The following is a 15,380-nucleotide window of genomic DNA, read 5'->3' as shown; positions in this document are numbered from 1 at the left end:
TGCAACAAATAACCACCGGCCGCCTTGCGAGGTCGAGCCCACTGCCAGCTGTACCTGGGGATCAGGTTTGTCGAACATGATCGATTACATGCTTGAGAGCCCGCACGCGCCGCATGGCCTCGCCATGCGGCGATGTTGCCTGGCGTAATCGCTCGTCCGCGCCTCCCCGGCGCCAGTACTTATCAATCCATCCTGTCCTGCGTTCGCCCTCACGGCTCACGCGACGGACGGTTGCACCCCGAAGGAATTGCCATGTCGAACCGCCACGCCGCGCTGCCGCGCGTCCGCTTGCTCACTGCACTCATCGCCGCAACGCTGGCCGCGCCTTTGGCCCAGGCACAATCACAGTCCACCGATGAGCAGCCCAAGACGCTGGGCCAGGTCGTGGTGACGGGCGTACGCGCCAGCAATCGCACGTCGCTGGATTCGCCCGTGCCGGTGGATGTATTGAGCGAGCAGGACTTGCGAAACGCCGGTGCAGTCAACGGCGAACTGGGCGCGGCGCTGGCCGTGCTGCTGCCTTCGTTCAATTTTCCGCGCCAGTCCAACTCGGGCGGATCGGACCATGTGCGTGCGGCCCAGCTGCGCGGACTATCGCCTGACGAAGTGCTCGTCCTGGTGAACGGCAAGCGCTTTCACACCTCGGCCCTGGTCAACACCGATACCAAGATCGGCAATGGCACGACGCCGGTCGACTTCAATGCCATCCCCATCAGCGCCATCAAACGTGTCGAGGTGCTGCGCGATGGCGCCGGTGCGCAATATGGCTCCGACGCGATTGCCGGCGTCATCAACATCATCCTCAAGGATGCGCCCAGCGGCGGCGAAGTCACGGCCGATTACGGCGCCTACCATACGCATTTCAGGCCCACCGATCGCGAGATCACCGATGGCCAGGGCGGCTATGCGGCCGCGGATTTCGGCACCACCCTGGCCGGCAGCGGCTATCTTCATGCGGGCGTGGAGACCAGTCACCATGCCGGCACCAATCGCGCCGGCTACGACACCGTGCCCGACTTCATTGCCGATCCCACGCCGGCCAACCTCGCCCTGCGAGGGCAGCGCAACTACGCCGCCGGCGATCCGCCCAACGAGAGTTACAACGGCTGGTTCAACGGCGAGCTGCCGCTGAACGAACACGCCAGCCTGTATGCCTTCGGTACGTATACGCAGCGCCACACCATCGGCGACAACTATTTCCGCTATCCCGACAGCGATGCAAACGTGCCTGCCATCTATCCGGATGGCTACCTGCCGCAGTCCATCGGACATAACCGCGATGCACAGACCGCCGGCGGCATACGCGGCACGCTGGGCGAATGGAATTACGACGGCAGCCTCAACTGGGGCAGGAACGCGTTCGACTACGACTTGCGCGATTCGCTCAACGCCTCGCTCGGTGCAGCGAGCCCCACTTACTTCCATATCGGCAGCTACGCGTTCAACCAGAGCACGGCCAATCTGGACGCCAACCGCCAGTACGACGTGGCTGGCAGGATTGTCACGCTCGCCGTCGGCGGCGAGTATCGCTATGAAACCTTCCGCACCGGCGCGGGAGATCCGGCGTCCTACGCCGTCGGACCGATCGACGCACCTGCCGGAGCGCAGGCTGGCGGCGGCCTGCAGCCGCAGGACGCGGCGGATCTCTCACGGCGCGTGCAGGCAGCCTATGCCGAGGTTTCCAGCGACATCACCGACACCTTCTTCGCCGACGCGGCGGGCCGCTATGAACACTACAGCGACTTCGGCGGCAACTGGAGCGGCAAGCTCAGTGCGCGTTGGGAGTTTGCACCTGGGTTTGCCTTGCGCGGCGCAGCGTCCAACAATCTGCGCGCACCATCGCTGAGCCAGATCGGCTACGAGGCCACCACGACGGGTTACGGCGCAGATGGCAAGCTGGTGACGGGGCGCATTCTGTCGGTCAACAATCCCTTGGCACGCGATCTTGGCGCGCAACCGCTGAAGCCGGAGAAATCGCGCAACTTCAGCATCGGCATCACCGGTCAACTCGGCAGCGCCTTTGACTTCTCCCTCGATGCTTATCAGATCGCCATCGACCATCGCGTCACCTTGTCCGAGACCATCGACAACGACGGGCTGGAGCAATACATCCAGCAGAATTTCGGCGTGGCCGGCGTGCAGAGCGTGCAGTTCTTCACCAATGCCGTGAATACCATCACGCGTGGCGCGGAATTGGTCGGCAACTATCGCACCGAGGTCGCCAACGGCAACCTGCTGCTCACCCTGGCCTATAGCCACAACAACACGCAGGTCCGAAGTGTCGAAGCTACCCCGCCAGCACTGATCGCGGCCGGCGCCGACAACGTGCTGTTCGGCGTGGAAGCGCGCAACACCTTGACAGATGCAGCGCCGCGCCAGCGCGGAAGCTTCACCGCCAAATGGGACAACAAACAGTGGGGCCTGCTCGGCCGCGTCACCCGTCAAGGCGCCACCACGCGCGTATTCGATTTTGGCGACGGCTATATCCCCACCCAGACCTATGCGCCCCGCTTCCAGCTGGACCTGGAAGTGGAGTACCGCGCCACCGACCACCTCAGCTTTGCGCTCGGCGGCGACAACGTCACCAACCAGTACCCCACCCGCTCCAACAGCGACATCAACTACGGCGGCAATTTCCCGTACGACGTGATCTCGCCGATCGGCAGCAATGGCGCCTACTGGTATGGGCGGGTGCGTTACACGTTCTAGCCAAGAGGCGCTCAGGCGATGCCTGCGGCATGGAGGCGGACATTTACTCGGATGATGAGGTGGCCAGATCGCCCGTCTTCATGCCTGAAAGACCTTGCCGCAGGGCTCGCACGTCTTTCGCGCCATTCATGTCGCTGAATTGCCGCTGCGCTTCGCGCCATAGCGGCGCCGCTTGTTCGAACAGATCCTTGCCATCCGGGGTGAGCTCAACGAGACGGCTGCGACCGTCCGTCGGCGACGGTCGCAGCCGGACGAAACCGTCCCGCTCCAACACGCCAACCATTTTTCCCATCGCCGTTCGCTCGGTATCGAGACGCTCGGCAAGGTCGTTGATCGAGACGCCCTGCTCCTGGTTCAGCGCTGCCAATATCAGGAACTGCGTGATACGCAGACCGGTGGGCTGCAAGTGACTGTCATACAGGCGCGAGATCTGCCGGGCAGCCTTCCTCATCGCAAAACAGTGGCACTGATCGACGCCGATGGGCGACCTGACTGGCGACATCTCGACTCTCCTCAACCCTCGTGTAACGCGGACATCAGGCAAATGCGGCGCGATGCTGTTCGATAAAGGCCGGCACCGACAGCGCGGGCGTACCCGTGACCTTCTCGACTACATCATTGGTGCCCTGGAAGATGCCTTCCCGATAATGCTGGGCCACTTCCACCAGGTGCTGGACCAGGAACGGAGGGAACTTATACACGTTTTCCATCTTGTGCCTGAATTCGTCGATCGAGGTCGGCGCATAGTCGATGCGTGCGCCGAGCACCTCGCTCATGGCCGCAGCGATCTCGCTGTGATTCATTTCGACGGGGCCGTGCAGGGTGTAGATCTTGCCCTCGTGCCCGGCGGGGTTGGCCAGGATATGCGCGATCACCCGCCCCTGATCGCCCGAGCCGATCGGCGCATGACGTCCATCCGCAAACGGAAACTCGATCTTTTTCCGGGCCCAGATCTCATGCGCAAAGTGCGGGTAGATCAGCCAGTCGGCAAAAAACGTAGGACGCAAATGCGTGGTGGGCACCCCGGACCAATCGAACACGCGCTCGGAGATCCAGTGGTCCTGGGCCGCATGGCTGGAGGACTCGCGGCGCGCGGAAATCTGCGACATATTGACGATGGCCGTGACGCCCGCCTCTTTCGCGGCCTGCGCCACATAGGCAGCGGCCTCGACGATACCCGGCGCGATCGGGTGCAGGAAATAGGCAGAGCTGACGCCTTCCATCGCCGCGCGAATCTGGTCGATATCGGTGAAATCGCCGATGGCGGTCTCCACGCCTCGAACCCTTAGCGCTGCCGCTCTCTCGTCGTCCGAGCGCACGTAGGCACGTACCCGCTGGCCCATTTTCAGCAGTTCGTCGATGGCGGCACCGCCGGTGCGGCCCGTCGCGCCACTTACAAGAATGCTTGCTTCGTTCATGACCTGGTTCTCTCGAATAATACGGGCATATGCCCTTATATCCAAAATAAGGGTATATGCTCGTAGTTGCAAGGGATCCACCAGCCTTGACGCAATCGGATGTCGTCTCAGGTGCGGTGCCAGGATTCGGTGGGCTCGTCGACCGGACACAGGCATTCCAGTCGAAGCTCCTGCGGCCCCGGTGCCCGCGGCGTTCCCACGGTTGTCACCAGGGAGAAGTAGCTGAGCCTGAGTTCGCCATCGAGAAAAGTAAGCGGAACCACCGGCAACTCCGCGGCATCGCCGTCAACGGCGCCTTCGTCGACGTCGGGATAAGCGCGCAAAGCGGCGATCAGTTCGTGCAGCCGGTCGTCGATGAGGCCTCCCACGGCTTCGCGCCGCACGCGCTGCAACATCGCCCGCGAGAACGCGGGCCAATCCCCAACAAAGGGACGCAATCCCTGCGGGTCGAACAGCAAGTGCAGCACATTGCGCGGGCGCGGCCAGCGATCGAGATCGATGAAACGGCCGAAGAGCTGTCGCACGGCGTCGTTCGCCATCACCACATTCCAATAGCGATCCATCACCAGGGCCGGATAGGGCTCGTGTTGCGCCAGCATGCGTTCGAGCGCCCGCTGGACGGTCGACAAAGACTGGGCGTCCCACACGTCATCCTGATACTGCGGCGCATAGCCGGCCGCAAGCAGCAGCTGGTTGCGTTCTCGAAAAGGCATGTCCAAACCGTCGGCCACCGCCATCAACGTGTGCCGGCTCGGCGAGCTTCGGCCGCTCTCGATATAGCTGAGGTGGCGCTGGGAGATTCCCGTATCGAACGACAATGCTTCCTGGCTTTTGTTGCGCATGCCGCGCCACGCTTTCAGCAATCTGCCCAATTCACCCGTGGTTGAAAGGCTTGCCTTGATCACGTTCGATTCCTCGCTGGCGATGGCTGCTCTCCTGTGTCACGGGAGTTGGCCTGCCAACAGTGTACCGATGCCGTGCCGGCGGCCTTATAACCTCCGAGGTCATTGAGATGCCGTAGCACCCTGCTCACACTCCTCTTCACCGATCCACCGATGCGCACGGAACGGGTCGGCCATCTCAGGTCCAGGAGACATGTATGAGCAAGAACCAGGGCAAATTCAGCGAATTTGTGTTCAGTGCGCAGGAAGGTTTCAACGAACCGGCGATGCGCGAAGCTTTCTCGCATGCGGTGCCACTGAAGACGGTGGTGATCTATTGCCTCGATCCCCGCGTCACCGGGATTCCCGCCGCTGTTGCCAGGCATTTGGGGGACGAGGTTTACCCCGGTGACGTGATCCTGGATGCCGCGGGGAACCGCGTCGGCTCCACCACCACCCTGGCTGCGGTCAGTGTGGCCGCCGGCCGGGCCATCGATGCACTGCGTTCGGTTTCCATCCTCCAGCACCTGTTCGGCATCAAGCGCGTGGTGGTGGTTCATCACTCCAACTGCGGCGCCACCTCGTACTCGGCCGAAGGCATCGTCGACGCCTTCCGGCATGAACACGGCGCGGATATCTCGCACGCTTACGAGACTCAGAGCGTGTGCATCGACGACTTTGAAGCATCCCTCAAGCATGATGTCGGCGTACTCCGGGCCAGTCCGGGTACGCCGAGCCACGTCGATATCTTTGGCTACTTCTACAACACCGACACCGGCGAGATCACCGAGGTCGTGCGGGACATCCACCAAGCCGTGGCAGCCTGAGAAAAACAGGGATGGAGGTCGTCAGTTGAGGATAACTACCTCCGTCCCCTTTCTACGATGATGCGAACCTTGATGCGTAGCGCGCAAGCTCCGCCGCCATCGTCAATCCCACCGGACCCGCTCCCACCACCAATACCTGTGTGTTCATCACTCGCTACTCCGATCGTCATCTCAGTGCATGAAGGGCCTTTCAAAGGCGAAGGCAGAAGTCGTTGGCGTCAGCCGCGGAAGAAATCGCCCGCCTCGAAGCCATATTAGTCGCTTGATTAATCTATTAATCGTTCGATTAATTATTGCAGGCAAAGCCCCGTGCAAGGCGGGCTGACAGGATGTCGCAGCCCGCTCAGGCCAGGTGGCAACCTGGATCTCGCCTCGCGTCGAGAGCGCTTGCTGAGCGGCGATTCATTGGATCAACGCGCCGGGCAAACAGAGAAAAGGACTGACCGAATGCGCAAGCCCGCCGATGGCTCACGCCCCCGGCGCCAGCATCCCGGCGATGGCGAGCACGATGCCAAGCAGCCCGACGAGGCGACTGCCGAGGCCGCTGCCTCCCGCAGGCATGGCGCGAAACGCCTGGTAGATCTGGGGAAGGGTCGCGCTGCTCCTGATGTTGGGAAGCAGSCCAAACGCCTCGTACCAAGCCGAACAAAGCAGTGAGCAGGCGAACAAATAGGATCGGGGCGGATCGAAATGCAGCAGGCACCAAGGGGTGAGCACGAGCGCGATCATCGCGCCCCGCAACTTGTTCCATGCAAATCCGTTTGTCTGGCCCATCGCACGCCCCTTCCCTCTGCAGCCCGCCCATGGTGTGGCGAGCGCCACGATCAGTGCAAGTCCTCGACATCCCAACGATCCGTGGATGCATTGACTTCGATACGAACGCGCACGTCCGCGCGCTCAGTGCGCTCGGCAGCCATCTCCCGCGCCAGTGTGGCGAACTGCTCCTGCAAGGGCGTCGGCCGCCAGTCGCTGCGGCGAGTCATCGCGATGCGCCGACGCAGGACGCCGCCCTCGATGGGGATTTCAGTCAGCGCGCCAGCCTGGCGCTCGAACATGAACTGGTCCAGCGACATCAGGCTCAACCAGTCGCCTTTGAGCATGAGCCCGCGCGTCACCAGGACGGAGCTGCATTCGATGCGCGGCGTCGGCGGCTCGATGCCGTTGACGCGAAACAGCGTTTCCCAGTTGCGCCGCATCGGCACGCCGGGTGCCGGCACGGCCCAGGGATAGGCGAGCAAGTCGTCGATCGCCACCCGTTTTTGCTGTCGCAGCGGATGGGCGCTGTTGCCGACGATGAAGAGCTCGTCATCGAACAGGCCCTCCTGTTCTACGTCGTTGGCCGGCGCCGGATGGCGCATGGCGCCGCCGATCATCAGGTCGATATCGCCATGGCGCAACGAGGTGAGCAGCTCGCCATACGGTGCCTCGCGCACATCCACCGAGGCAGACGGATGTTCTTGCGCGAATCGCGCGAGCAAGTCCGGTAGAAACACCGCGCGTGCCATCGGCAAGGTGCCGATGCTGATGCGGCCGCCGCCGTATTTGCCGGCCGCGATTTCATCGACGCCGGTGCGCAGCTCCGCCAACATCAGGCGAACGAAGCGCACGAATCGACTGGCCAGGTCGGTGGGCCGCACGACGCGTCCTGCTCGCACCAGCAATTCCGCGCCCAGCGCATCCTGCAGCTCGCGCACGGCGCGATACACCGCCGGTTGCGATAGCGCGATCTGTTCTGCAGCGGTGGCGTAGCTGCTGCATTGAACGACGGCCACCAGGGCGCGCAGCTGGACCATGCTGATGCGTCGCTCGATCTGGTTCAGCGGCGCCAGACGCGCCGAGCGGCGCACCAGGCGCACGCCGTGAGTCAGATAGCGCAACGCGCGTTCCACGCGAATGATCCAGGCCCGTCCACTGATGGTCGGGCGCGTGCCGTCGACCTGCCGTTCGAACAAACGGATTTCGAGATTGCGTTCCAGCTTGCCCACGGCCTGCGTCAGCGCCGGTTGCGAAAGACTGACCTGCTCAGCCGCCACGCTCATGCTGCCGGCGCGGGCAATCACGCTCAGTGCATCGAGGTGGCGAAGATTGAGGGAGTAAATCTTATCCATGCGCAATCAATAGTATTTACTTATGTGTCAATAATAAAACGAATTTGGCAACACCAGTGTTTCGGCGCAGATTCCGCTCACGACCGGAGAGCGAAAAAACTCTCTCGTAACAATCGATATCAATCTCGAAAGTCGCGCCAGCGTTTTTCAATGACGCAACGCAGCATCAAAAGGCGCCAATCCCCCACTTTCGCTGATCTATCCAATGTTGCGACGCAAGAAAGAAACGCCCTTCCCCGCGAACGCCGATAGTGAACTGACTGCGCCCATGAAGATCATCGATTCCCACCTGCACGCCATCGCCTCCGACACGACCACCTACCCGAAAAACCCGATCGGCGGCCATCAGTCCGAGTGGTCGCAGCAGCGTCCCGTCGATGCAGCAGGCGTGATCAAGGCGATGGACGCCGCGGGCATTGCCAAGGCCGTGGTGGTGCAGGCGTCCACTGTGTACGGGCACGACAACCGCTATGTCGTCGATACGGTGCGCGCTCATCCCGATCGACTGACCGGGGTGTATTCAATCGATGCGCTGGCGCCCGATGCGGTCGAGCGGATCGATCATTGGGAAGCGCAAGGCCTGCACGGTTTTCGCCTGTTCACCACCGGCACCACCATGCCCGGTCAGTCCGATTGGCTGGGCCACAAGGATTCCTATCCGGCGTGGGCGCATGCCGAACGCAAAGGCATTCCTGTCTGCCTGCAGATGACCATGCAAGGCCTGCCGACGCTGCGCACGTTGCTGGAGCATTTCCCTGGTGTGCGCGTGCTGCTCGATCATTGCGCCCGCCCGGACCTGGACGATGGCGTGCCGTACAAAGCGGCGCAGATGCTGTTTGAGATGGCCCAGTTCGACGGCGTGCATCTGAAGCTGACCAATCGCACGCTGGCGGCGGCAGCCAAAGGCCTCTCCCACCCCATCGATTTCCTCGAAAAGCTGGTGAGCACGTTTGGCGCCGAGCGCATTGCCTGGGGCTCCAACTTCCCCGCTGCGGAGGGCTCGCTGCATGAACTGGCGACGACGGCGCGCGATGTGCTGTCCAGCCTGCCGCAGCCGATGCAGGCGATGATCTTCGGCGGCACGGTCCAGCGCATCTATCCGGCGCTGGCGGGAGTATCGGCATGAGTCAGCCGGCCCATCTGCAGACCGTGTTGAAGACTACGGCCTTGACCACACCTCTGAAGAACGGCACGCTCAAGAGTGACCACGTGGTGCTCGACTTCACCGAGATCAGCCCCATCCACAAGGCGTTTGCGCCGATGGTGCGCGAGGCGGCGTTCGACATCTCGGAGCTGGCCATCGTCACGGCGCTGCAGGCGATTGCCTATCAGCGACCGGTAGTGTTGCTGCCCGTGGTGGTCGCCTCGCGTTTTCAGCGCGGCTGCCTGGTTTCCTATCGCCCGCATGGCGAGCTCAAGCCTGAACAACTGCGCGGCAAGCGCGTCGGCGTGCGTTCGTATACGCAGACCACAGGCATGTGGGTGCGCGCGCACCTGGTCGAGGATGCCGGGCTTGCAACTTCTGACATCCATTGGGTCACACACGATCCGGCACATGTCACGCAGTATCAGGACCCGCCGTTCGTGGAACACCCTGCCCATGGCAAGGACTTGCTGGCCATGCTGCACGATGGCGACATCGACGCGGCGATCTTCGGCAATGATCTTCCCGAGGGCGACGACTATGTACCGGTGATCGCCGATGCCAAGGCCAAGGACCTGGCCTGGGCGCAGCTGCACGGCTTTGTGCCGATCAACCATGTGGTCGCGGCCAGTGCCGAGACCTGCCGGCGCGAGCCGGACGCCGTGCGCGCCGCTTATGCCCTGCTGGTGGAGGCCGAAGGCCGGCAGCAGGTGTCCGCCGCAGGTCCGCGCAAGACGTTGTCTGGCTTTGATGCCTTGTCCGGTCCCCTGGAGTGGATCATCGACGCCTGCTTGGAACAGGCACTGCTACCGCGCAAGCTTGGCCTCGACGAGGTGCTGGGTCCCGCGCACGCTTTGCTCGAAGGCAAGTCGGCCTGACATTGCGCCATAGCGCCAACGCGATCCCTTACCAGAGTTCAGTTTCCAGATGACCCGACCGGTGAACCTCCAAACCCATCTGACGTCGCAGCGGCACCCGCTCTATCGCGACCTGACCTTCCAGGTGGTGGTGGGCATCGTGCTCGGCGTGCTGGTCGGTGTGGTATGGCCGAACATCGGTGCCGCGCTGAAGCCGCTGGGCGATATCTTCATCCGCCTGATCCAGATGGTGGTGGGGCTGATCATCTTCTGCACCGTCACGCACGGCATCGCCAGCGTGCGCGACATGGGCAAGGTGGGTCGCATCGCGCTCAAGGCGATGGTGTATTTCGAACTGGTCACCAGCGTGGCGCTGGTGATCGGCCTGGTCGCGGTCAATGTGCTCAAGCCTGGTGTCGGCATGCATGTCGACCTCGCCACGCTCAAGCAGGGAATGGATGCGACGGACCACGTCGCGACCGCACCCCAGGGCTTTGGCGACTTTCTTACGAATCTCGTGCCGACCTCGGCGCTGGGCGCATTCAGTCGCGGCGATATCCTGCAGGTGCTGCTGTTTTCCGTGCTGTTTGCCTGCGGCCTGGCCAGCCTTGGTGAAAAAGCGCAGCCGGTGCTGCGCGTGGTCGATGCCACCCAGCTCGCATTGTTCTGGATCATCCGCCAGGTGATGAAGATTGCGCCGATCGCGGCATTTGGCGCGATCGCCTTCACCACCGCCAAGTTCGGCGCCGCCAGCTTGTTGCCGCTGGCGAAACTGGTGGGCGTGTTCGCGCTGACCTGCGCGGCCTTCCTGCTGCTGGTGCTCGCACCGATTTCGTACGTGTGCGGCTTCAGCCTGCTCAAGCTGATGCGCTATATCCGCGAGGAGCTGGTGCTCGTGCTTGGCACCAGTTCCTCGGAAAGCGTGTTTCCGCAGCTGACTGAAAAGCTGACCCGTCTTGGCGTGAACGAGTCGGTGGTCGGCATGGTGCTGCCCACGGCCTATAGCTTCAACYATGACGGCACCTGCCTCTACTTTGCGGCAGTCACGGTGTTTCTGGCGCAGGCCACCGACACCGCGCTGGGCTGGCAGGGGCAGCTGGGCCTGCTGTTGATTTTGCTGGTCACCTCAAAGGGCGGCGCGGGCGTATCGGGCTCGGCCATCGCGGTCCTGACCATGACGCTGGCGGCGACCAAGACCATACCCGTCAGCAGCGTCGCCTTGATTCTTGGTGTTCATCGCATTCTGTCGGCGGGCTTTGTGTTCGTGAACATCGTCGGCAATTGCGTGGCCACCGTAGTGGTTGGCCGCTGGGAACAGGCAGTCGATCGCGAACAGTTACAAAAAGAACTACACGCGGGTTAACAGGACGTCAGCCTTCAAAACAACATGTGTCTCGCGGCACCTGACGGCGCCGCGGCGGGGAGGAGTTTGTCAATGAAAAGGTCGATGACACGTCAATCGCTATATCTTGGTCTGCTCGCCGCCTTGCTGATGCCTGCCGCTCATGCGCAGGACACGCAGGCAACGGCGGACAGCGGACCGAGCGCCAACTGGGCCGACGGCTATGCAGCCGCGCAGGCCGATGCGCAGCCAGGCGCCGTCGCTCCGGCCGACACGCTCGCTCCCGCACAGCCGCCTGCGCGTGAGCCGGGCCTGCCTCGCGCGGCATGGGTGCAGAACCTGATCGACGACGGCGTCAACATCCGCGCCAGCCTGGTGGATCAATTCGCCAAGAACACCACCGGCGGCGTCGCCCAGGGCAGCCATAACGTAGGCCAGTTCTACGTCGGCGCAGATCTCGATCTGGGCAAGATCTGGGGATGGACGGGGTCCACCTTCCACTTCACCGTCTATCGCGACTACGGCCTGAGCCTCAACGCGCTGGTCACCGGCACCTATACCAAGCAGCAATACATCTACAAAAACCCCTATACGCGCTGGCATCTGGGCTTGTTCTCGTACGAGTACAAAGGCCTGGACGACAGGCTGGATATCCAGGTCGGCCGCCTGGGCAGTACGACGTACTTCGGCCACCTGGTGGTGAACTGCCAGTTCACCTCCGCCAACACCTGCGGCGAGCCGCGCATGCTGGTTTCCGAAACCGGCCTCAGCCTGCTGCCGTCGGCGACCTGGGGCGGCAACGTGAAGTACAAGACCACCGAGAACACTTACGTCGACGTCGGTGCGTTCGAAGTCAATCCCACCGTGCAACCCAGCAATGGTCTGAACTGGGGCATCGAACATGCCACCGGCTACACCGTGCCGGTGGAATTCGGCTGGGTGAAGAATGATCCGCGCACGGAGCAGTTTCCGTTCGAGTTGAAGGGCGGCGCTTATGTGAGCACCGCTCCCCTGACCGACATCGACATGAACACGCGCGGCCAGCCGCTGGGCATCAAGGGCGGCACCGCTGCCACCGATAACCACGTGCGCGACGGCATCTACCTGATGGGCGACAAGGTGATCTGGCGTCCGGATCCGAGTTCGCCGCGCAGCTTCAACGTGTTCGGCGGCTGGGTGCAGCAGCTGGAGCAGCAGGAAATCATGCGCCAGCAGATCTATGCCGGCTTTGTGATGACCGGGCCGTTCGCCTCGCGTCCGTACGACACGCTCGGCCTCAACATCTCGGAGTTTGAGTTGACCACGGCCGAGCGCGACTTTCTTGCCGAGGAGCGCGCCAAGCTCGGCGGCAGCGGCTGGAACGCCCGCCACCAGACGGCTGCCGACCTGACCTACAGCTACCACATCGTCAAGGGCCTGGAGCTGATGCCGAGCGTGCAGTACATCGTGCACCCGGACAACTCCGCCATTCCGAAAACCGCGGTGTTGCCGAAGAACCTGCTGGTCTATGCCATCGGCCTGCGCATGGACATCGGCGTACTGATGGGCTTCAAGCCTGCCGCCGCCAACGATTGATGTTCGAAAGAGGATGAGACATGTCTGTCGTAGTAACCCACATCGAACGTGCCGACCCCAACGTCATTGACGGCCTGGCCAAGGTCGGCGTCGCCACCGCACACGAAGCACAGGGCCGCAGCGGCCTCATGCACTCCAGCCTGCGCCCCATCTACGGCGGTGCACGCATCGCCGGCTCGGCGGTTACGGTGCTGATGCCGCCGGGCGACAACTGGATGATGCATGTGGCGATCGAACAGTTGCGCGAAGGCGATCTGCTGATTGCCGCCACCACCAGTCCCTGCGAAGACGGCTATTTCGGCGACCTGCTGGCCACCTCGGCCAAGGCGCGCGGCTGCCGGGGCCTGATCATCGATGCGGGCGTGCGCGACGTGCGCGATCTCACTGCCATGGGTTTCCCGGTGTGGAGCCGGGCCATCCATGCACAGGGCACGGTCAAGGAAACCCTGGGCTCGGTCAACGTGCCGGTGGTCTGCGGCGGCGCCCTGGTCAACCCGGGCGATGTGGTGATTGCCGACGACGACGGCGTCTGCGTCGTGCCACGAGCCAGCGCCGCACGGATACTGGAACAAGCGAAGGAGCGCGAGGCGCGCGAAGAAGCGAAGCGCGTGCGCCTGGCTGCAGGCGAACTGGGCCTGGATATCTACGACATGCGCGAGCGCCTGGCCAGCAAGGGCCTCACCTATGTCTGAAACAACGCGCCCGCTGATCATCGATTGCCACGGTCACTACACCACCGCGCCAAAGGGCCACGATGCGTTCCGCGACGCACAGCTGAAGCACTTTGCCGATCCGTCGCAACCCGTGCCGGCCTACCCCGCCATCTCCGATGACGAGATCCGCGAGAGCATCGAGACCAACCAGCTGCGCCTGCTGCGCGAGCGCGGCCTGGACATGACCATCTTCTCGCCACGCGCCAGCACCATGGCCCACCATCAGGGCGACGAGGCTGTCAGCCAGACGTGGACGCGCCATTGCAATGACTTGATTGCGCGCGTCGTCGGGCTCTATCCGGAGACCTTCATCGGCGTATGCCAGCTGCCACAGTCACCCGGCGTCACCATCAGGCATTCGATCGCCGAGCTGGAACGCTGCGTCAACGAACTGGGCTTCGTGGGCTGCAACCTCAATCCCGATCCATCCGGTGGTCATTGGAACGGGCCGCCGCTGACCGATCGTGCCTGGTATCCGTTCTTCGAGAAGATGGTGGAGCTGGACGTGCCGGCCATGGTTCATGTGTCGGGCAGCTGCAACGCGAACTTCCACGCCACCGGCGCGCACTACATCAACGCCGATACCACGGCCTTCATGCAATTCCTGCAGGGCGACCTGTTCAACGATTTTCCCAGCCTGCGTTTCGTGATCCCCCATGGCGGCGGCGCGGTGCCGTACCACTGGGGCCGCTACCGCGGCCTGGCCGACATGTTGAACAAGCCGCCACTGAGCGAGCACGTGATGAAGAACGTGTACTTCGATACCTGCGTATATCACCAGCCCGGGATCGATCTGCTGTTCAAGGTGATCGACGTCAAGAACATCTTGTTCGGCTCGGAGATGGTGGGCGCCGTGCGCGGCATTGACCCGACCACCGGCCATTACTTCGACGACACGCGCCGCTACATCGATGCAGCGAACCTCTCAGACAAAGCACGCCATCAGGTGTACGAAGGCAATGTCCGTCGCGTCTATCCGCGACTGGATGCCCAGTTGAAGGCACGCGGCAAGTAAGTCGCCGGGCTCAGCAGCATTCAGCGCGGCACCTGCCAACTTTCCAGCAGGGTGCGCGTCTGCTCCATCACCGTCGCCTTGAGCAAGGCGCCCTTGGCGGCGTCGATCTCCTTCCATCCCAGTGCGTCCAGGCAGGCGCCCGGGGGATGGAAAAACGGCAGGATCTGACCCTTGAGGGTGAGCAGGCGTATCCGCGTGATCGGATCGCGGGTAGTCGTGCCGGTGATACGCGCCAGCAAGCTCAGGCGCAGCTTGTTCAACGGCTGTTTGAGCCGCCGCTCCAACAGCTGTGAGGCCACCAGCGGCTCGTCGCCCGCCACCTCGCGCACCATGAACAGGCGCCGCTTGGATGCCTGACTGTCGGTCAGCACCATGTCCAGCACCACCTCGTGGATGCCAAGGAAGGCGTCGATCAGCTCAGCCGCACTGGCCTCGCCTTTCAAAATGCCTGACGCCTGCTGCATGGCGGGCTCGAAACGGCCGCGGATGTCATCGGCGATGAACTGGGCGCAGGCCCGGTAAACCCCTTCCTTGTTCTCGAAGTAGTACTGCAGCGCCGGCGCATTGACGCCGGCCGCCGCCGCGATATCGCGGGTGGATGCGCCCGCGTAGCCATGCTCGCCGAACAAGGCCACGGCCGCGTCGATGATGCGCTGGCGCGTTTCATCGCCGCGCGCATAGCCTCCGGCCGACGAGTGCCGAGGACGCTTGGATGGGCTCATGCACGGTTCTCCTGCTTGCTCCTGCCAAATATAACATTTGACAAAGTTATTCCAATCGGAATAAATCTT

General features: G+C 62.9%; 15 protein-coding genes. 8 read left to right on the top strand and 7 right to left on the bottom strand.

What is annotated here, in order from left to right; translation table 11 throughout:
- Nucleotides 1-252 precede the first annotated feature (252 nt).
- On the top strand, nucleotides 253-2,709 hold the full coding sequence (locus AC1DMG_RS00185) for a TonB-dependent receptor plug domain-containing protein (RefSeq protein ID WP_477175532.1): 2,457 nt from the start codon (nucleotides 253-255) through the stop codon (nucleotides 2,707-2,709).
- Nucleotides 2,710-2,752: 43 nt separating this feature from the next.
- Here AC1DMG_RS00185 and AC1DMG_RS00180 read toward each other — a convergent pair whose 3' ends face one another.
- The 3 genes from AC1DMG_RS00180 to AC1DMG_RS00170 are packed head-to-tail and all read right to left on the bottom strand — an operon-like array spanning nucleotide 2,753 to nucleotide 5,032.
- The gene (locus AC1DMG_RS00180; RefSeq protein ID WP_477175533.1) at nucleotides 2,753-3,211 is read right to left on the bottom strand and encodes a MarR family winged helix-turn-helix transcriptional regulator; all 459 of its coding nucleotides are present in this window, start codon (nucleotides 3,209-3,211) and stop codon (nucleotides 2,753-2,755) included.
- Nucleotides 3,212-3,245: 34 nt separating this feature from the next.
- Nucleotides 3,246-4,208, bottom strand: a complete 963-nt coding sequence (locus tag AC1DMG_RS00175) for an NmrA family NAD(P)-binding protein (protein WP_477175534.1) — start codon at nucleotides 4,206-4,208, stop codon at nucleotides 3,246-3,248.
- A 26-nt stretch (nucleotides 4,209-4,234) separates the two neighbouring features.
- The gene (locus AC1DMG_RS00170) at nucleotides 4,235-5,032 is read right to left on the bottom strand and encodes a helix-turn-helix domain-containing protein (protein WP_477175535.1); all 798 of its coding nucleotides are present in this window, start codon (nucleotides 5,030-5,032) and stop codon (nucleotides 4,235-4,237) included.
- A 194-nt stretch (nucleotides 5,033-5,226) separates the two neighbouring features.
- Between AC1DMG_RS00170 and AC1DMG_RS00165 the strand changes: the two genes are divergently transcribed.
- Nucleotides 5,227-5,835: a carbonic anhydrase gene (locus tag AC1DMG_RS00165; protein WP_441602182.1), complete on the top strand. Its 609-nt coding sequence runs from the start codon at nucleotides 5,227-5,229 to the stop codon at nucleotides 5,833-5,835.
- Between the two features lie 52 nt (nucleotides 5,836-5,887).
- Here the strand turns inward: AC1DMG_RS00165 and AC1DMG_RS00160 are convergent, their stop codons facing one another.
- The 3 genes from AC1DMG_RS00160 to AC1DMG_RS00150 all read right to left on the bottom strand — a co-directional run bounded on the left by AC1DMG_RS00160 (nucleotide 5,888) and on the right by AC1DMG_RS00150 (nucleotide 7,943).
- The gene (locus tag AC1DMG_RS00160) at nucleotides 5,888-5,983 is read right to left on the bottom strand and encodes an FAD-dependent monooxygenase (RefSeq protein ID WP_477175536.1); all 96 of its coding nucleotides are present in this window, start codon (nucleotides 5,981-5,983) and stop codon (nucleotides 5,888-5,890) included.
- A gap of 320 nt (nucleotides 5,984-6,303) precedes the next feature.
- Entirely contained in the window at nucleotides 6,304-6,609 is a 306-nt protein-coding gene (locus AC1DMG_RS00155; protein WP_477175537.1) for a hypothetical protein, read from the bottom strand.
- Between the two features lie 50 nt (nucleotides 6,610-6,659).
- A complete protein-coding gene (locus tag AC1DMG_RS00150) occupies nucleotides 6,660-7,943 on the bottom strand; it encodes a LysR family transcriptional regulator (protein WP_477175538.1) in 1,284 nt (427 codons plus the stop codon).
- Between the two features lie 268 nt (nucleotides 7,944-8,211).
- Between AC1DMG_RS00150 and AC1DMG_RS00145 the strand changes: the two genes are divergently transcribed.
- From AC1DMG_RS00145 to AC1DMG_RS00120, 6 genes are all read left to right on the top strand, one after another.
- Complete coding sequence (locus AC1DMG_RS00145) at nucleotides 8,212-9,069, top strand: amidohydrolase family protein (protein ID WP_477175539.1); 858 nt, start codon at nucleotides 8,212-8,214, stop codon at nucleotides 9,067-9,069.
- Nucleotides 9,066-9,965, top strand: coding sequence for a substrate-binding domain-containing protein (locus AC1DMG_RS00140; RefSeq protein ID WP_477175540.1), 900 nt, complete (start codon nucleotides 9,066-9,068; stop codon nucleotides 9,963-9,965). The genes AC1DMG_RS00145 and AC1DMG_RS00140 overlap by 4 nt, the downstream gene beginning before the upstream one ends.
- A 61-nt stretch (nucleotides 9,966-10,026) precedes the next feature.
- Nucleotides 10,027-11,307, top strand: coding sequence for a C4-dicarboxylate transporter DctA (gene dctA / locus AC1DMG_RS00135; protein WP_477180052.1), 1,281 nt, complete (start codon nucleotides 10,027-10,029; stop codon nucleotides 11,305-11,307).
- 84 nt (nucleotides 11,308-11,391) lie between these two features.
- Nucleotides 11,392-12,861, top strand: coding sequence for a carbohydrate porin (locus tag AC1DMG_RS00130; RefSeq protein ID WP_477175541.1), 1,470 nt, complete (start codon nucleotides 11,392-11,394; stop codon nucleotides 12,859-12,861).
- A gap of 20 nt (nucleotides 12,862-12,881) precedes the next feature.
- On the top strand, nucleotides 12,882-13,553 hold the full coding sequence (locus AC1DMG_RS00125) for a 4-carboxy-4-hydroxy-2-oxoadipate aldolase/oxaloacetate decarboxylase (protein WP_477175542.1): 672 nt from the start codon (nucleotides 12,882-12,884) through the stop codon (nucleotides 13,551-13,553).
- 13 nt (nucleotides 13,554-13,566) lie between these two features.
- On the top strand, nucleotides 13,567-14,589 hold the full coding sequence (locus AC1DMG_RS00120) for an amidohydrolase family protein (protein ID WP_477175657.1): 1,023 nt from the start codon (nucleotides 13,567-13,569) through the stop codon (nucleotides 14,587-14,589).
- Between the two features lie 20 nt (nucleotides 14,590-14,609).
- On the opposite strand, the gene AC1DMG_RS00115 is transcribed toward AC1DMG_RS00120, so the two are convergent.
- Nucleotides 14,610-15,311: a CerR family C-terminal domain-containing protein gene (locus tag AC1DMG_RS00115; protein ID WP_477175543.1), complete on the bottom strand. Its 702-nt coding sequence runs from the start codon at nucleotides 15,309-15,311 to the stop codon at nucleotides 14,610-14,612.
- Nucleotides 15,312-15,380: the final 69 nt, after the last annotated feature.

It is taken from the genome of Dyella sp. 01N36 (assembly GCF_056399745.1).
The sequence above is the reverse complement of the archived record's forward strand: the minus strand, read 5'-3'. Positions and strand labels throughout refer to the sequence as shown.